General features: G+C 67.4%; 14 protein-coding genes and 2 pseudogenes. 8 read left to right on the top strand and 8 right to left on the bottom strand.

What is annotated here, in order from left to right; all coding sequences use genetic code 11:
• The first annotated feature begins 113 nt into the window (after nucleotides 1-113).
• From HXX10_RS14610 to HXX10_RS14630, 5 genes are all read left to right on the top strand, one after another.
• Nucleotides 114-662, top strand: coding sequence for a 4Fe-4S dicluster domain-containing protein (locus tag HXX10_RS14610; protein ID WP_296523289.1), 549 nt, complete (start codon nucleotides 114-116; stop codon nucleotides 660-662).
• Nucleotides 663-718: 56 nt separating this feature from the next.
• Nucleotides 719-2893 carry a formate dehydrogenase subunit alpha gene (gene fdhF, locus HXX10_RS14615; RefSeq protein ID WP_296523291.1) on the top strand — a complete coding sequence of 725 codons (2175 nt, stop codon included), beginning with the start codon at nucleotides 719-721 and terminating at the stop codon, nucleotides 2891-2893.
• A gap of 101 nt (nucleotides 2894-2994) precedes the next feature.
• The gene (gene hypA / locus HXX10_RS14620; RefSeq protein WP_296523293.1) at nucleotides 2995-3336 is read left to right on the top strand and encodes a hydrogenase maturation nickel metallochaperone HypA; all 342 of its coding nucleotides are present in this window, start codon (nucleotides 2995-2997) and stop codon (nucleotides 3334-3336) included.
• A gap of 192 nt (nucleotides 3337-3528) precedes the next feature.
• Nucleotides 3529-3876 carry a HypC/HybG/HupF family hydrogenase formation chaperone gene (locus HXX10_RS14625; RefSeq protein WP_296523295.1) on the top strand — a complete coding sequence of 116 codons (348 nt, stop codon included), beginning with the start codon at nucleotides 3529-3531 and terminating at the stop codon, nucleotides 3874-3876.
• Between the two features lie 205 nt (nucleotides 3877-4081).
• The gene (locus HXX10_RS14630; protein WP_296523297.1) at nucleotides 4082-4981 is read left to right on the top strand and encodes a LysR family transcriptional regulator; all 900 of its coding nucleotides are present in this window, start codon (nucleotides 4082-4084) and stop codon (nucleotides 4979-4981) included.
• A 210-nt stretch (nucleotides 4982-5191) separates the two neighbouring features.
• On the opposite strand, the pseudogene nikR reads toward HXX10_RS14630, so the two are convergent.
• Nucleotides 5192-5584, bottom strand: a pseudogene (gene nikR / locus HXX10_RS14635) (nickel-responsive transcriptional regulator NikR); the annotation flags it as partial.
• A gap of 402 nt (nucleotides 5585-5986) precedes the next feature.
• On the opposite strand from nikR, the gene HXX10_RS14640 reads away from it, so the two are divergent.
• The 3 genes from HXX10_RS14640 to HXX10_RS14650 are packed head-to-tail and all read left to right on the top strand — an operon-like array spanning nucleotide 5987 to nucleotide 9491.
• Complete coding sequence (locus tag HXX10_RS14640; RefSeq protein WP_296523299.1) at nucleotides 5987-8257, top strand: TonB-dependent receptor; 2271 nt, start codon at nucleotides 5987-5989, stop codon at nucleotides 8255-8257.
• Nucleotides 8254-9099, top strand: coding sequence for a DUF4198 domain-containing protein (locus HXX10_RS14645; RefSeq protein ID WP_296523300.1), 846 nt, complete (start codon nucleotides 8254-8256; stop codon nucleotides 9097-9099). Before HXX10_RS14640 ends, HXX10_RS14645 begins: the two co-directional genes overlap by 4 nt.
• On the top strand, nucleotides 9096-9491 hold the full coding sequence (locus HXX10_RS14650) for a cupin domain-containing protein (RefSeq protein ID WP_296523302.1): 396 nt from the start codon (nucleotides 9096-9098) through the stop codon (nucleotides 9489-9491). The genes HXX10_RS14645 and HXX10_RS14650 overlap by 4 nt, the downstream gene beginning before the upstream one ends.
• A 53-nt stretch (nucleotides 9492-9544) precedes the next feature.
• Here the strand turns inward: HXX10_RS14650 and HXX10_RS14655 are convergent, their stop codons facing one another.
• From HXX10_RS14655 to HXX10_RS14680, 7 genes and pseudogenes are all read right to left on the bottom strand, one after another.
• Nucleotides 9545-10813, bottom strand: coding sequence for an FAD-binding oxidoreductase (locus HXX10_RS14655; protein ID WP_296523304.1), 1269 nt, complete (start codon nucleotides 10811-10813; stop codon nucleotides 9545-9547).
• Nucleotides 10814-11140: 327 nt separating this feature from the next.
• A protein-coding gene (locus tag HXX10_RS14660; RefSeq protein WP_296523306.1) for an IS3 family transposase occupies nucleotides 11141-12345 on the bottom strand; the annotation gives its coding sequence in 2 pieces (ribosomal slippage) (nucleotides 11141-12081 and nucleotides 12081-12345; 1206 coding nt in all).
• 476 nt (nucleotides 12346-12821) lie between these two features.
• A complete protein-coding gene (tnpB, locus tag HXX10_RS28975) occupies nucleotides 12822-13082 on the bottom strand; it encodes an IS66 family insertion sequence element accessory protein TnpB (RefSeq protein ID WP_367141980.1) in 261 nt (86 codons plus the stop codon).
• Nucleotides 13083-13396: 314 nt separating this feature from the next.
• Nucleotides 13397-13564: pseudogene (locus HXX10_RS14665) on the bottom strand (transposase); the annotation flags it as partial.
• 160 nt (nucleotides 13565-13724) lie between these two features.
• Nucleotides 13725-14144: a 4Fe-4S dicluster domain-containing protein gene (locus HXX10_RS14670; protein ID WP_296523308.1), complete on the bottom strand. Its 420-nt coding sequence runs from the start codon at nucleotides 14142-14144 to the stop codon at nucleotides 13725-13727.
• Nucleotides 14145-14152: 8 nt separating this feature from the next.
• Nucleotides 14153-15412 (bottom strand): NADH-dependent phenylglyoxylate dehydrogenase subunit epsilon, encoded by a 1260-nt coding sequence (gene padH, locus HXX10_RS14675; protein WP_296523309.1) that lies wholly within the window; start codon nucleotides 15410-15412, stop codon nucleotides 14153-14155.
• 67 nt (nucleotides 15413-15479) lie between these two features.
• Nucleotides 15480-17708 carry a molybdopterin-dependent oxidoreductase gene (locus HXX10_RS14680; RefSeq protein ID WP_296523311.1) on the bottom strand — a complete coding sequence of 743 codons (2229 nt, stop codon included), beginning with the start codon at nucleotides 17706-17708 and terminating at the stop codon, nucleotides 15480-15482.
• Nucleotides 17709-17814 lie beyond the last annotated feature (106 nt).

Below are 17814 nucleotides of genomic sequence, written 5' to 3' on the forward strand. Positions count from 1 at the left end.
GGCCCGCGCCGTGCGCCGACCGCGCCCCGGCCGGCCCGGTCCCGCGCGGACCGCCCGGCGCCAGCCCGCCCCCGTCAATCCACGAGACAGAAGTTCACGAGAAAGACGTTCAGATGAATCGCCTCATCGTCTCCGAACCATCCAAGTGCATCGGATGCCGGACCTGCGAGATCGCCTGTGTTCTCGCGCATTCGAAGAGCAACGACGTCGACGCGATGTCGAAGAAGGACTTCGCGCCGCGCCTCAAGCTGATCCGGACGCTGAATATCTCCACGCCGGTGACGTGCCATCACTGCGACGACGCGCCCTGCCTCAACGCCTGCCCGGCCGGCGCCATCGTCTATCGGGCCGACACCGTCCAGGTCGACCAGGAGCGCTGCATCGGCTGCAAGACCTGCGTGGTCGCCTGCCCGTTCGGCGCCATGGACGTGATCTCGGTGCCGGCAAGGCGCGCCTTCGCGGGCGTGCAGATCGCCAACGGCATGAAGGCCGAGGCGCACAAATGCGACCTCTGCCTCGGCCGCGACGGCGGCCCGGCCTGCGCCGAGGTGTGCCCGACCAAGGCGCTGCACGTCATGGACGAGGCCGCGCTGGAGACAACCCGCCGGCTGCGCCAGCAACGGGCCGCCGTCGAGGCCGCGACGTTCGGCGCGGTCGCCTGAACGAGACCCCTTCGCGTCGCCCGAGCGACGTCCCTTTCACACCGTGAGGTGACACCATGGACAAGCACATTTCCGTCTGCCCGTATTGCGGCTCCGGCTGCAAGTTCAACCTGCTGGTCGAGAACGACAAGGTCGTCGGGGTCGAGCCGCTCAACGGCGTGACCAACCAGGGCGAGCTCTGCCTGAAGGGCTGGTACGGCTTCGACTTCGTCAACGACACCAAGATCCTCACCCCGCGCCTCAAGCAGCCGATGCTGCGCAGGTCGCGCACCGAGCCGTTCCAGGCGGTGTCGTGGGACGAGGCGATCGCCTTCACGGCCAAGCGCCTCTCCGAGATCAAGAGCAAGCACGGCCCCGATTCGATCATGCTGACCGGTTCCTCGCGCGGCACCGGCAACGAATCGAACTACGTCGCGCAGAAATTCGCCCGCGCCGTGATCGGCACCAACAATATCGACTGCTGCGCCCGCGTCTGCCACGGCCCCTCGGTCGCCGGCCTGATGGTGACGCTCGGCAACGGCGCCATGTCGAACTCGATCTGCGAGATCGAGGACACCGACTGCATCCTGTGCTTCGGCTACAATGCCGCCGACAGCCATCCGATCGTCGCCCGCCGGATCATCAAGGCGAAGGAGAAGGGCGCGAAAATCATCGTCTGCGACCCGCGCCACATCGAGACGGCGCGCATCGCCGACCAGTGGCTGGCGCTCAAGAACGGCTCCAACATGGCGCTGGTCAACGCCTTCGCCAATGTGCTGATCACCGAGGGCCTCTACGACAAGACTTACGTGGCGAAATACACGGAGGGCTTCGAAGAGTACAAGGCGACGGTCGCCAAATACACGCCCGAATACGTCGAGGAGATCACGGGCCTGAAGGCCTCCGAGATCCGCGAGGCGATGCGGACCTACGCGGCCGCCAAGTCGGCCACCATCCTGTGGGGCATGGGCGTCACCCAGTGGGGCCAGGCCGTCGACGTGGTGAAGGGCCTGTCCGGCCTCGCGCTGCTCACCGGCAATCTCGGCCGGCCGAATGTCGGCGTCGGCCCGGTGCGCGGCCAGAACAACGTCCAGGGCGCCTGCGACATGGGCGCGCTGCCGAACGTCTTCCCCGGCTACTATTACGTCACCGACGCCGAGGCGCGCGCCAGGTTCGCCAAGGCCTGGGGCGTGCCGAGCCTGCCCGACAAGGTGGGCCTGTCGATCACCGACGTGCCGCACGCCGCCGAGGCCGGCAAGCTCAAGGCGATGTACATCTTCGGCGAGGATCCGGCCCAGACGGAGCCCGATCTCGCCACGGTGCGCAAGGGCTTCGAGGCGCTCGAGCTGATCATCGTGCAGGACATCTTCATGACCAAGACGGCGATGTTCGCCGACGTCATCCTGCCGGCGACCTCGTGGGGCGAGCACGACGGCATCTTCTCCTCCGCCGACCGCGGCTTCCAGCGCTTCTACAAGGCCGTGAACGCCAAGGGCGACGTCAAGCACGACTGGGAGATCTACGGCCTGATGGCGAAGGCCTTGGGCTACGGCGGCATCGACTATCACTCGACCGAAGAGATCTGGAACGAGCTGATCTCGCTGTGCCACCTCTACAAGGGCGCGACCTACGAGAAGCTCGCCGGCCTCGGCTACGTCCAGTGGCCGTGCCCCGACGAGAGCCATCCCGGCACGCCGTGGCTCTACGAGGGCAACCAGTTCCAGACCAAGAGCGGCAAGGGCCTGCTGTTCGCCGCCGAGTGGCGCCCGCCGCTGGAGAAGGTCGACGAGGAGTATCCGCTCGGCCTGTGCACGGTGCGCGAGGTCGGCCACTACTCGTGCCGCTCGATGACCGGCAACTGCAACGCGCTGGCGACGCTGGCCGACGAGCCCGGCTACGTCACCATCAATCCGAAGGACGCCGCCAAGGTCGGCGTCAAGGACCAGGAGCTCGTCTGGGTGCAGTCGCGCCGCGGCAAGGTGATCGCCCGGGCGAGCATCACCGACCGCACCAATGTCGGCGCCGTCTACATGACCTACCAGTGGTGGATCGGCGCCTGCAACGAGCTCACGGTCCATCACGTCGACCCGATCTCGAAGACGCCGGAATACAAGTATTCGGCCGTGCGCCTCGAGACGATCGCCGACCAGGTGTGGGCCGAGACCTTCGTCCAGCAGGAATACGGGAACCTCAAGGCCAAGCTGGCCAAGGCCGCGACCCCGGTCGCGGCCCGGGTTTCCGAGCCGGCGTGACGACGGGCGCCGGGAAATGACGAGTGCTCTCCCCGCATGCGGGGAGAGGTGACGAGTGCCTCTCCCCGCATGCGGGGAGAGGTCGAGCAAGGACACGAAACGTGCACGAGCTGACGATCTGCGACAATCTGATCGGCATGCTCGCGGCCGAGCGCCGCAGGCGCGGCTTCACGGCCGTCACGCGGCTCAAGATCGAGATCGGCCGGCTGAGCTGCCTCGATCCGGAGGCGTTGCGCTACGCCTTCGACATATCCGTCCGCGATACCTTCATGCACGGCGCGACGCTCGAGATCGAGCGCCCCCGCGGCCGCGCGACCTGCCTCGATTGCGGCACCGCCGTCGAGGTCGACACCCGCCTCGACGCCTGCCCGCATTGCGGCGGCGTCCGCCTCGACCCCACCGGGGGCGATAAGATGCGTCTGATCGAGATGGAGATCCGATGATGTGCGAGCACTGTGGACGCGATCACGCGCCGCGGACCGAAGCGCGGAGTCCGGCTGATCACGCCGCCGGTCCGGCGCAGGACGCGCCCCGAAAGATCGGCGGCGACGCGCCGCCGCCGGCGGGCCACCCGCATGACGGACGCTCGGCGGCCGCCGATCCGGCCGCCTGAGCGAACCGCGAAAGCGCGCGCCATGTGCATCGCCCTCCCCCGAAAGGTCGTCGCCGTCGTCGACCCCGCGCGCGCCATCGTGGCGCTCGCAGCCGACGACGGCGCGGCCGGCGAGGCCGAGACGGTGTCGGCGGCGCTGCTCGTCGACGACGAGCGCGGCGTCGACGCGCTGGTCGGCGCCTGGATGCTGGTCCATGCCGGCTTCGCCCTCGCCGTCATCGACGAGGAGGATGCGCGGTCCCGCCTGCAAATGTTCGCCGCCATGCGCGGCGATCCGGGCAGGCTCGACCTGTCGGATCTTCACGCCGAGCTCGATCCCGATCTGAACGCCGCCGCAGCGCCTAAGCCGCGCCGCCTCGACGTGATCTGATCAGAACGGGAGCGCAACTCGATCCACGGCCTCGGCCGACGGCGCGCCCCGACGTCGCCGGTCACAGTCGCATAACCGTGTTGCACAATCGACGACGCTCGCGGCGACATAGAGGTTCCACCGATAGGCCGCGTTCCAGTAACATAGTATAGTCGACGGCGATGCGGCCGTTTCTCGGCATCTGGACCCCCCCGGCCCCACTCCCATGCAAGAGAAGCTTCAATTCCTGCTCGCCCTCGCCCGCGAAAAGCATTTCGGCCGGGCGGCGCAGGTCTGCGGCGTGTCGCAGCCGAACCTGTCGGCGGCGATCAAGCAGCTCGAATCCCTGCTCGGCGTGCCGCTGGTCGATCGCGGCGCCCGCTTTCTCGGCTTCACACCGGAGGGCGAGCGCGTGCTCGAATGGGCGCGCCGGATCGTCGGCGACGTGCGCGCCATGCATGCCGACATCGAGACCATGAAGCTCGGCCTCAAGGGGCATCTGCGCATCGCCGCCATCCCGACCGCGCTGCCGGTGATCTACCGGCTGACCTCGGCGTTCTGGCAGCGCCATCCCGGCATCAAGATCTCGATCGCCTCGCACACCTCGACCGAGGTGCTGTCGCTGCTCGAGAACCTGGAGGCCGATGCCGGCCTCACCTATCTGGACAACGAGCCGGTCGGCCGCGTCTCCGAGGTGCCGCTCTATCGCGAGCGCTACTATCTGGTGACGCCCGGCGATGGCCCGTTCGCCGGCCGCGCCTCGGTCACCTGGGAGGAGGTGGCGACGCTGCCGCTCTGCCTGCTGACGCCCGACATGCAGAACCGCCGCATCATCGACCGCATCTTCAAGGAGGTCGGCATCGAGGTCGAGCCGATGCTCGAATCGAGCTCGATCGTCGTGCTGGCGACGCATCTGCGCTCGGGCCAGCTCTCCACCGTGATGCCCCGCGTGATGGCGGAGGAGCTGGCCATGCCGGCCGCGATCGCCTCGATCCCGATCGTCGCGCCCGACGCCTCGACGCTGATCGGCCTCGTGGTGGCCAAGCGCGACCCGCAGCCGCCCCTCACCGCGGCGCTGATCGCCGAGGCGCGCCTGCTCGCACCGAGCCTCGCCTCGATGATGTGAGAGCGGCCACCGAACGGCCCGCATCGCGGCTCAGCGCGAAGGCTTGCCCCGTCCACGACGGAGCTTCGCGGCGCCGCTCGGCTTCGCGGCCTTCGCACCTGACCGCTTCGCCGCGCCGGCCTTGTGATCGGCGGCGTGCTCGGGCGCGGCAGCAAGCGGGTGCGCATGCCCATGATCATGGCCGTGCCGGTGCGCCGACGCCGGCGCCTCCGGCACGATGTAGAGATGCCCGTGCCGCACGCCACGCTGCGTCGTCACGCTGTCGGCGAAGGCCGAGACCTCGCGCACCGAGCCGCGCAGCACCGCGATCTCCAGGCAGTCCTCGTGCGAGAGATGCACGTGCATGGTGGCCACCGAGAGATCGTGGTGATCGTGCTGGCTGTTGGTGAGCCGGCGGGCGAGGTCGCGGGTCTCGTGCTCGTAGACATAGGCGAGCGCCGCGAAGCACTGCGCGCCGGTGGCGTGCCGGGTGCGCTCGGCCTGGTCGGCCTGCCGGACCATGTCGCGGATCGCCTCCGACCGATTCTGATACCCGCGCCGCGCGCACAGCGCGTCGAGCGCCTCCAGGAGTTCGTCGTCGATCGCGATCGTGACCCGTTGCATGAGATCCCCTCGTCCATGCGCCGGCGTCGTGGCGTTCCGAGACGAGACCGCCGGCGCGCGACCCTAGGCCGACGATGCCGTCTTGTCACGCCGGGCACCGCGACCGACGGGTCCTGAGCGCGACGAGGACACCGCCGGTGCTCCGAACAGATCCGGACCGGATGCGGCCGCGACACGGCGCAGGAAAACCCGCCATGCCGTATGACGTTTCTGTTGTTTGTTCCTAATGACGGTGTTACGAAATTGATCATTGATCATACCGGCGCCGCGGTGGCGCCGGAAGGGCATGCCGAACCCATGTGTCGCGACCTCGTGTCCCGTTGCTCCTGCCAGCCGCGTCCCGGCCGCTCCCGTTCCGATTCGGCCGCGCTCCTCGGCACCCTCTCGGCCTCGGTGTCGGGCATGACGCTGGTCCGCATCGCCATGCTGACGGCGATGCCCTCACTCTTTGTCCCGGCCGCGGCGCAGGACGCCGCGCCGGCGACGCCGCCGGAACAACGCGCCGCCGCGCCGCAGTCCCCCTCCCACCTGCCGACCCTGGTGGTGACGGCGCCGCGGCGCGCCGCTCGGGCGCCATCGTCGACGACGCGCGGCGGCACCCGGACCGCCGCGCCGGCGACGCCCGCCCCGGCGGCTCCCGCCGGCGCCTCCGCCGGCACGGGTGGCGGCGGCCTGATGAGCACCGGCCCGGGCGGCGACGGCGGCCCCGGCCGCGGGCAGCTCTCCACCGCGGCCTCGGCCCAGCCGGCGGCCAGCACCACGCTCGACGCGGCCTGGATCAGCCGCGTGCCGATCGCCAGCTATGGCGACCTGTTCCGGCCGGTGCCCGGCGTCAACATCTCGAATTTTGGCCAGGGCGCCATCGGCTACGGCATCGCCCTGCGGGGCTTCACCGAGGCCGAGCACGGCCGCGACGTCGCCTATGCGATCGACGGCGTGCCGATCAACATCGTCTCGTCGATCCACACGCCGAACTACGTCGATCTCAACACGCTGATCCCGGAGACCGTGAGGAGCATCGAGATCATCCGCGGCCCGTTCTCGGTGGAGTTCGGCGATTCCAATCTCGGCGGCTCGGTGAAGATCGAGACCAAGCGCTCGGAGCCGTTCTCCACCGCCACCGCCTCGGGCGGCTCCTTCGCCACCGGCCGCGGCCTTCTCACGCTGAGCAGCCGGGGCGGCGCGTGGGAGCCCTATGTGGCGTGGGAGGGCTACCGCACCGAGGGCTGGCGCGACAACAGCTTCATCGACCGCTACAACGGCTTCAACAAGGCCTCGACCAAGGTCGGCGAGGACGGCGTGCTGTCGCTGCGCGTCCAGGCCTACGGCACCGACTACGGCGCCCCGAGCTACATCAACCGCGACGCCGTGCTGGCCGGGACGCTCTCGCCGAGGACGGCGGTCAACGGCACCGACGGCGGCAGCCGCTACTACGAGAACCTGGTGGCCAACTACGTCGCCGGCGCCACCGACCAGGAGCTCTCGGGCGTCCTGTTCGTCAGCCACGATCTGTTCGACCGCTTCGCCGATTTCGGCGGCGGCCAGCGCTGGCAGCACGACGAGCGCAGCACCGCCGGCGGCACCATCCGCAAGGTGTGGACCGGTGCGCTGGCCGAGCGGCTGCCGCTCCAGATCCTGGTCGGCGCCAACTGGCGCAGCGACTCGATCGGCACGTTCCAGGGCAGGACCGTCGCCCGCCACCTCACCACGCCGACGCTCAGCGCCGCCACCGAGCAGACCAACCTGGCCGGCTTCGCGCAGATCCAGGTGAAGCCGGCCGAGTGGCTGAAGATCACGGGCGGCGGCCGCTTCGACCAGTTCTTCTACGACGTGACGGACCACCTCGCCCCGCTGAACTCGACCACGATCTCGCCCAACATCCCGACCCCGAAGGCCGGCGTGTCGATCACCCCGGCCTCGTGGCTCGAGCTCTACGGCAATTACGGCCAGGGCTTCCGCAGCATCGACTCCGTGCTCGAGCTGATCGGCAATCCCGGCATCAAGCCGTTCAGGATCGAGAGCGAGGAGGTCGGCGCCCGGTTCAAGCTCGATCGCCTCAGCGTCCAGGGCGACGTGTGGACGACCACGTCGGAGAACGAGTCGTTCCAGGCGGCGCCCGGCCTGCCGGTGACGTTTTTGGGCGCGGCGCGGCGCGAGGGCTTCGACATCGATACCCGCTTCGCCGTGGTGCGCGAGACCGGCACCAACGTCGCGCTGTTCGCCAATTACGGCGCCGTGCGAGCGCTGTTGTTGAACAGCGCGCCCTCCTGGTACGTGCCGAACGTGCCGGCCTATGTCGCCAATGTCGGCGTCGACTTCGACATCGCCACCCGCGGGACCGAGCGGCTGTTCGGCTCGGCCTATGTCACCTTGGTCGGCAGGAAGTACCTCACCCAGGACGGCCTGCTGACCACCTCGCCCTATTCGCGCGTCACCGGGCGGCTGAATTACGCCTTCGGCGACGGCTGGACCGCCTTCACCCAGGCGACCTGGTATCCGGGCGACACGACGAGCGAGATCGCGATCAATTTCGGCGACGTGGTCAACGCCTCCTCGGCCGACATCTACACCAGCCCGCAGGCCCGCCTCACCATGCTGGCCGGGCTCATCTACCGGTTCGGCGGACCGCCGGCCGCCGCGCCCCGCCCCACCACCAAGATGGTCGTGCCATGAGAGTCCGAAGCCCCGCCCCGCTCGCGACGCTCGCGCTTGCTGTCGTTACGCTTGCTGTCGCCGCGCTCGCCTGCGGCCCCGCCGCCGCGCACGACCTGTGGATCTCTTCGACCGGCACCGGCGCCGAGGCCCGCGTCGTCGTCAACTACGGCCATCCGGGCGACCGGCCGCCGCCGCTCGCCGACAAGGTGCTGGACATCGCCGCGACGACCGCGTCCGGCAGCACGTCGCTCGCACCGAGGCTCGCGCCCGCCGTCGTCGACGGCACCTTCGTGCTCGCCGCGCCGTGGTCGGGCGACGCGCTGCTCGCGGCGCGCTACGACAACGGTTTTTGGGTGGAGACGCCGGACGGCACCTGGCGCAACAGCAGCCGGCTCGTCTATCAGGACGCCAAGGCCGCCTTGTGGTCGATCAAGTTCGCCAAGGCGCTGGTCGGCCCCGGCGCGCCGTGGCGGACCGTCCTGGGCCACGAGCTGGAGATCGTTCCGCTCGCCGATCCGGCCGCCCTGACGGTCGGATCGCGCCTGCCGGTGCGGGTGCTGTTCCGCGGCAAGCCGCTCGCCGGCATCGCGGTCGAGCGCGGCGACGGCGTCACCCCGATGGCCGAGAAGGACATGCCGACCTTCCGCACGAACGAGGCCGGCATCGCCGAGATCCCCATCGCGCGCGTCGGCCCGCATCTGCTCGCGGTCGACCACGACGTGACGCCGCCGAAGCTGCCGACGCTCGCCGACCGCGATCTCTACAACGCGACCCTGATGCTCGACGTGCCGCCCCGCCGAGGCAGCCGGCACGGCAGGGGCGCAGACACGCGCAACCGACCCGAGGGAGACCACTCGTGACACACCGGACCACGTCTTTCGCGGCCGCGCTGGCGATCCTGCTGGCAATCCCGGTGGCCGTCCCGGCGCAGGATCAGGCCATCAAGGCGATCCCGTTCGAGCCCGGCGATCAATCCTATGTCCTGCTGCTGAAGGGGCCGCCGGACACGCGATCGTTCCGCTCGGGCCTCGTCACGCTGGCGCCGGGCAAGTCGATCGGCGTGCACAATTCCGGCGTCAACGAGGAGATGCTGGTGCCGCTCGAAGGCGAGGGCGAGTTGCGTTTCCCAAACCGCACCGTGCGCATCGCGCCCGGCATGGTCACGTATGCGCCGGCGCATTCCGAGCACGACGTGATCAACACCGGCACGACCCGGCTGCGCTACATCTTCATCACGGCGAAGGCGGAGTGACGGGCGACCACTGGTTCACGCCAATACCGGTCGGCTGATGGGCCGGTCCGTCCTCACACCACCTTGCCGGGATTGAGGATGCCCTTGGGGTCGAGCGCGGTCTTCAGCATCCGCATCAGGTCGAGCGCGACCGGGTCCTTGACGCGCGGCAGATAGTCCCGCTTCATCACGCCGATGCCGTGCTCGGCCGAGATCGAGCCGCCGCGGGCCAGCACCTCGGCGAACACCGCGTCCGACATGTCGTCCCAGCGGGCCAGATAGGCCGCCTTGTCGGCGCCGACCGGCTGGCTGACGTTGAAATGGATGTTGCCGTCGCCGAGATGGCCGAACGGCACCGGCCGGCAGCCCGGCACGACGCGCAGCGCCGCCACGGTCGCGGCGCGGATGAAATCCGGCACGGCGGCGACCGGCACCGAGACGTCCTGCTTGATCGAGCCGCCCTCGAACTTCTGCGCCTCGGCGACGAGCTCGCGCAGCCGCCAGAAAGCGGCCCGGTGCTCCAGGCTCTCCGCCATCGCGGCGTCGGCGACGAGACCGCGCTCGAGGCCGAGCGCCAGCGTCTCCTCCATCAGGTCGCGCAGGCCGCGGCGCACGCCCGACGACAATTCGATCAGCACGTACCAGAGATGCGGCGCGGCCAGCGGATCGCGCAGGCCGGTGCCGTGGCGGAGCGCGAAATCGACGCAGATGCGCGCCATCAGCTCGAAGCTGGTGAGATTGTCGCCGGCGCGGTCCTGCATCAGGCCGAGCAGCGCCGGCGCCGCCTCGGGCGAGGCGACGGCGACGACCGCGGTCTCGATCGATTTCGGCGCCGGAAACAGCTTCAGCACGGCCGCCGTGATGACGCCGAGCGTGCCCTCCGCGCCCATGAACAGGTGCTTGAGCTCGTAGCCGGTGTTGTCCTTCTTGAGCTTGTTGAGGCCGTGCCAGACGCGCCCGTCCGGCAGCACCACCTCGAGGCCGAGCACGAGGTCGCGGGCGACCCCGTAGGCGAGCGCCGCGGTGCCGCCGGCATTGGTCGAGAGGTTGCCGCCGATCGTGCAGCTCCCCTCGGCGCCGAGCGACAGCGGAAACAGCCGGTCGACTCCGGCGGCCGCGGTCTGCAGCACGACGCCGGCCTCGCACGTCATGGTGTTGGAGGCGGGATCGATCTCGCGGATGCGGTCGAGCCGCGTCAGCGACAGCAGGATCTCGCCCGAGAACGGGATCTGGCCGCCGACCAGGCCCGTATTGCCGCCCTGCAGCACCACGGGCACGCCGAGCTCGCCGGCGAGCGCCAGGATGGCGGCAACCTCGTCGACCGAGCCGGGCCGCAGCACCACGGGCGTGCGCCCGTGATAGAGGCCGCGCGGCTCCTCCAGGAAATCGGCCTGCGCGGCCGGGTCCGTGACGGCATGATGCTCGCCGACGAGGGCGACGAAGCGGGGGCGAGCTCTTCGGGTGCGAGGGGTTTGCGGAACGGTTTGTTCATTTGCGCGGGACTTTAGCGCGTTCTGGCGGGCGTGTGGATGGTCGCTCGGGGCCTTCTTGCCTCTCCCCCCTTGTGCTACGGCATGCACAGAACTGTGAAATGGACCCTGTGCCGAGGACCACTGGGGCGGCGTTCATAATTGGAAACTCGGCCGCTCCGATCTTCTGATATCATGCTGCTAATCGTTTTGTCTGCGGCTTTTGTTGGTGTGGGCATGTGGGCAACGCGGGAGCGTTGTCCACATGCCCACAGCCTCGGCGGCCCGACCGGAACGCCACACCGCCATCGGGGTGCGATAGCCGAGCGCCTGGTGGAGCCGCTGCTCGTTGTAGAAGGCGATCCACGCGGCGATGCCGGCCTTCGCCTCGCGGCCGTCGGCGTAGTGCTTCAGATAGACGTCCTCGTGTTTGAGCGAGCGCCACAGGCGCTCGATGAACACGTTGTCCATCCAGCGGCCGCGGCCGTCCATCGAGACCCGGATGCCGGCCTCGAGCAGCGCGCCGGTGAAGGCCGCCGAGGTGAACTGGCAGCCCTGGTCGGTGTTGAAGATCTCCGGCTTGCCGAACCGCGCCATCGCGTCCTCGAGTGCCGCCAGGCAGAACGAGGTGTCCAGCGTGTTCGACAGCCGCCACGCCAGCACGGCCCGGCTCGCCCAGTCGATGATCGCCACCAGATAGAGAAAGCCGCGGCCGATCGGGATGTAGGTGATGTCGGCGGCCCACACCTGGTTCGGCCGCTCGATCGACAGATCCCGCAGCAGATAGGGGAACACCTTGTGGCCCGGCGCCGGCTTCGACGTGTTCGGCTTCGGCCCCAGCGCCGCGATCCCCATCAGCCGCATCAGGCGCTGCACGCGCTTGCGGTTGATGACCCGTCCCTCGGCCCGGAGCGTTGCCGTCAGTCGACGCGAGCCGTAGAACGGCCAGGCGGTGAACAGCTCGTCGATCCGCCGCATCAAGACGAGATCGTTGTCGTTGGCCGGCCGCGCAGGCCGGTAGACGCTCGATCGCGCCACCCCGAGCAATGCACATTGCCGCCGGACCGACAGCGACTCGTCGCTGCGATCGAGCATTTGTCTCCGGTCCGCCGCGCTCATCTGCCGGACCTCCTGACTAAAATATCTCGCTCCACCGTCAACTGGCCGATTTTCGCGTAGAGGTCGTCGACCGTCTTCTGCGCGAGCTTATCGGCGTCCACACCCACGTTTGCGTCGAACGCCCGCGCCGCGTTGTCCAAGAGCAGCTTCTTCCAGGCGTAAACCCGGTTGGGATGCACCTCGTAGCGCTTCGCCAGATCGGCCACCGTCGCCTGCTCGCGGATCGCCTCCAGCGCAATCTTCGCCTTCAGCCCCGCGTCGATCTTCCGTCTCGTTCTCTTCGTCATCGTCCGCTCCATCTACCAAACGGAGCGACCGATTTCCAACTTGCACCCTGGCCCCAAAGCCCGGGTCCACTTCACTTCGTGATTGATGCGGCGGGACCGTTCCAGGCGTATGGCGACGATCCATACCGGCTGGCGCGGCTCTGCCTCCGCAATGCGATCCATTATGCCGACTTGTCCGACGATGCGACCTTAACGGCTGGGATTACGGCGCTGAACGCCGAGGCTGTCGCGGTCGGGCGGTTCGCATTATCGGGCGTATCCAGCGTGCCCTGCATCTCGGCGGCGGTCGTGAGCGCCTTCAGCGAAGGATTGGACACAATCGCGCTGATCGAGTCGGCGATAGTTCCCGGCAACCGCGCTCCCCGCGCGCTCTGTCGTCGAATCGATTCTCCGCCAGACTGGCGCCCCGTTGCGGCTATGGCGCGGCAGACGATGGCGAACCCACCTCGGCTCGACGGAGCCCCGCAACGTGCAATTCACCTTCGGCGGCCCGACGCGGTGGGCCAATCTAATCGGTGCCCCCGATCTCGTCCTCTTCCCGCGCACCTTCCGGGCCGAGTCGGGCGTGTTCCGCGCCGGCCTCGAACTCGGGGTCCTCCACTCCCCTGGCCATCATGCCAGACGACCTTCGGAAGATCGCCGCGGCGCCCTCTGAAGACAAACAAGTTGCCGTCGTGCGGATTGCGCTTCAAGGTCTCTTGCCCGATCAGAGCTAGGCCCGGGACTCTTTTGCGCATGTCGGTGTGCCCGGTCGCCAGCCACACTTGAACGCCGCTGCCGATCTGGATAATCGGCGCTCCAACACGTCGAGAACCCGTCCCAGCGCAGCGCCATCGACCCCGGCATCGACCCGGATTCGCCGGCCTCCGCCGAGATCAATCGCCATCACGCTTGGCTCCGGACGTGGCCGCGCGGAAGATGCAGGGGGCCGCCCTTCGTCTACCGGCGCGACCAATCGAGACTCCGATCTCGCACCATCGCCGATCTCGACAGTCACGAACGCCGGCAGATCGAACGTCCCGGCAATCCCGATAACGCCGAGTGCGGCAAGCCGCCGCCACTTGAACACCTGAGCCGGAAACAACCCGTGCCGCCGCGCGACGTTCGACAGGTTCGCGCCGGGCTCACTCCCCTCAGAGACGATCTTCAGCTTCTCCTCGACGCTGAAGCGTCGACGCCGCTCCACGCGGCCGCGGACTTCCCAACGGGCTTGGGACATGGATCTTGCGCCATCGCTAGCTTCATCACCAAGCCGCATACCGCCAGATTCCCTTCCCGCTCAGAAGGCGGTCTTGGTCGGGCACATACGGTCCTAAACCCCAGGCCCACTTCAGTCTGGGTGGGGCTCGCCATTCTCAAGTCTCGCCAATTATGCCGAATCAAACAGTACCCAGTGCGAGCGCATTGTGCGCGCACGCTGCGCTGCAGGCTGGCCGCCCAGCGCAGATGTCGCATTTGATCACATGGCCGACCTCCGCCTCGTACACAATGCCCGCATAGGCGCAGCCAACGGTGCACAACAGGCAACCCACGCAACGGCGGTCGTCCCATTCGATCACCCCGGTTTCGCCGTTCTTGGTCAAGGCACCAGACGGACACGTACCCACGCAGCCCGGATCGCTGCATTGGAGACACAGCACGACCTCGAACGCGCCGCTCACCTCGTCCATAAGAATGCGGATGCGCGACTGCGTGATATCATTGGTCGCTGATTTCTGCTGCGCGCAGGCGACCATGCAGGAAAGGCAGCCCTGACAGCGTTCGCGCTGGTAGTGGATTGCGCCGACGCCCTTGTGCATGACTCCCCCTATCGCCACATTTGCGACATCAGCAGCCGTCCGGCTTCCCGGGGCCTTGCCAGAAATGCGGCCTTGACCGGCGACAGGTCGATCCGACCTAGAATGATATGCTTCATGATTCCGGCATCGAAGACGTCGTCGATCGTGGAAATGCCGACCAGGCGCCCCTCTTGCAGCATGATCTGGCGGTAGATGTATCCGTCATCGTCGGCATCTTCGTGGATCTCAAATCCCGCGACCTCGGAGGGTGGCTGATTGATGCCGACCGAAATCAGATGGTGACCGAAGAAGTGATAGGTATTGAGCGGAATCGCACCCGCGTAGCGCTCTGTGCCATTGCCATCAGCCATATTGGCGCCGGCCGTGCGACCCTGCGCTGCGGCACCCGGCAGAATGCCGTTGACAACGCCTCCGCCCCAGAATCCGGGTGTTTCGGCGACGTCGCCGGCTGCCCAGATGCCGGGCTCACTCGTGCGCATGAGCTCGTCGACCACGATGCCTCGGTTCACCTTGACGCCAGACCCCACGAGATAGTCGGTCACCGGCTTCACGCCGGCGGCGACCATCAGGAGATCGGCGACGATCGTCGCGCCGTCGTTCAGCGTCACGACATACTTGCCGGCTTCACGCGCGACGGCCACCGGGCTGCGGTTGGTCCTGATCTCGATGCCTTCGGCCATGAACGAACGCGCGATCATCTCGCCCGCCCGTGGACTGGCGCATTCGCGCAGGATGCGATCACAGATTTCGACCACCGTCACGGTGATGCCCGCCTTGGCCATGCTCTCGACCGCGTGCATGGCGCACAACCCCCCACCAATCACGACCGCGCTCGCGGCGTGACGTAGCGCGTCGCGCAGCTCGATTGCGTCGTTCATCGTGCGCAGCACGTGGAACGGCACCTCGCGAAGGCCTGGAATGGGCGGTGTGGCCGGAGACGCGCCGGTGGCTAGCAAAAGTCGGTCGTATCGCCATTCGTCTCCCGAGCCTGTCCGGACGATCTTCGTATCGGGTTGGACAGCCGTCACCGTGGTGCCCCGCACCAACGTGACGTTGTTGCGAGCAAAGTGGGCCTCGTCACACAAGCTGATGTCGTCCGGCTGTTTCTGCGACGACACGATGTAGGGCAAGATCGTCGGCGAATAGGGTAGTCGCGGTTCGCGGGTCAGGACCGTCAGCGACCCGTCGACGTCCCGCTTGCGGATCGCGATGATCGCCTGCAGCGCGGCGTGACTGCTGCCGACCACGAGATATTTGCTCTCTTGCATATAGAGACTCCCATCGCGCTCTTGACACAACGACGCGCGTTGCTGTGCGACGCAATAGTTTCCCTCGTCACGGGCGGCTCGGCTCGGCTGCCTTTGCCAATTCGTCCGATGTCCCGTCCGTTCTCGCTCTGAACGGACCACCCAGCTTGCCTCTGGACGGCGGCTCCGCCTTCTCGAGCCGGCAGATGGTCCCCCGCAGCGGCACCGAGCCGCAGATCGGCTCGCGAGGCCGGTCGTCGGACAAAATCACGTTGATGTTCGACTCGAAGCAGCCGTGGTCCGGAGTGTCGACCTCGGGAAACCACCAGCCGTGCTGGGCACTGACGACGCGAGGATCGAGGTCCTGAGTAATTCGAACCTTGAGGCGCACCCGCTCACCTTTGACACGCGGTGTTTCGATCCATACCCAATCCCCGTTCGATACGTTCTGCTGCCGCGCCACTTCCGGATGAATGTCGAGCAAGGGGTCCGGTGATTGCGTCCTCAGGGCTCTGATCTGCCGTCCGGACGAGTGATAGAACTGGAGTGCCCTCGCACCGGTAATGAGGATGTAGGGATACTCCTTCATGAGGTCGGGCGTGCTGACAGGCCCCTCCTGCAGCTCGGAATAGGAGGGGAGCGGATCGTAGCCGTGCTTCTCGAAGATCGTCGAAAACAGCTCGACCTTGCCGGTCGGAGTTCGGAATCGGCCTTGCTCGTATTGGGGGAATTTGCGATCGACCTCGATATAGCCGCGCTGCTTGAGCTCGGCGAAGCTCAGGCCCGTGCCCCTGACCCGGAACTCGTTGAATTCGGCCATCGATCTCCAGGGCAGATATTTCGGATCCGCCCATGGAATCCGCTTGGCGAGATCAATCGCGATCTGGACGTCGTCGCGACATTCGGGCGGCGGCTCGATCGCCTTCTGTCGCGCCGCGACGCAGCTCAGATACACCTCGTCGCAGCAGTCGTCCCGCTCGAGCCAAGTCGTCGCCGGCAGCACGTAGTCGGCGAGCTCCGCGGTCGGGGTCATGAAGAAGTCCAGCACGACGAAGCATTCGAGATTCTTGAACGCATCCCAGGCTCGACGCGTATTCTGCATGTTCACCACGGGATTTCCCCCTGCGAGCAGGAGCGCTTTGAGCGGGTAAGGCTCGCCGGTGAGCATCGCCTCGGTGAACACGGCCGGATGCACGAACAGGAACAGAGGATCGGCCCCGGAGATGAGCGGATACTCCGCACCGCCGAGTCGATCGGCATTCACCTCCGGCGGCAATTTGCAGAAATTGATGATGCCCCCGGTCGTGACGAAACCAGGCAGAGAGCCGGCCAGCAGATTCCCACCTTGCACGCCGATATTCCCGGTTATCGCCGCGAGAATGGCGGTCGCCCGCACCGTCTGGGTGGAATTGATATTCTGCTCGATGCCGATGCGGCGGTGAAGGGCGGCAGGCTTCGTCGTCGCATACAGGCGCGCCGCCTCCCGGATCTTGTCCGCCGTCAACCAGGTCAGTGGTGCGGCCCACTCGGGTGTGCATGTCCTGATGTGAGCCGCGAGCTCGTCGAATCCGTGACAATAGCGCGCAACGAACTCGCTGTCGTAGAGCTGCTCCGTGATGATGGTGTGAATCATCGCCAGCACCAGCGCCACGTCGGTTCCAGGCCGGATCGGCAACCAGATGTCCGCCATGGCCGCGAGCGACGTGCGCCGGGGATCGACGACGATCAATTTTGCGCCGTTCTTCTCGACCGCGTCGACGAGATCGCGCCCCCGCCCGGGATGACTGATCGTCGGATTCGCTCCGATCACCAGGACGCATTTCGACGACAGGTAGTCGGGGCCCTGCTCCTGACACACGGATTGCCCTATCGTCGCAAACTCCCCGACCATCGACGGGGCGTAGCAAATGTGCAGATCGGTGTTGAGGACGTTCGGCGTGCCTATCGCGCTCGCCAACAGCCGCGCGAAGAACAGCGCTTGCCTCGGCGCAGTGCCATGAAACGTCCCCAGCGATTTCGCCCCGTTCGTCTCCCTGATCCGCGTGAGCCGGGCCGCTATGTCGTCTAGAGCCTCGTCCCACGACACTCGCTCCCACTTCCCCTCGCCTTTGGCTCCGGCCCGCCGAAGAGGATGCCGCAGCCGATCGGGGTGCCCGGCAAATGCGGCGTAGTTGGTTCCTTTCACGCAGATGTAGCCTCTGCTGTTCGGATGATCGGGGTCGCCCTTGATGCTCTTGACCCGTCCGTCTTCGACCTCGACCAGGACACCACACTCGGAGTGGCACTCTTGACAGACGGTTCTGATGACTGTGCTCATGACGTGGCTCTCGATCGTGTGTACCGCGTCACGGCTGCCGCCGATCTCGGATCTCGGCCGGAACCACAGGCGCTCGGCTTCCCCGCTTCTCGCGGCCGGCCGGATA

The organism is Rhodoplanes sp. (assembly GCF_013377085.1).
Taxonomy (GTDB): domain Bacteria; phylum Pseudomonadota; class Alphaproteobacteria; order Rhizobiales; family Xanthobacteraceae; genus Rhodoplanes.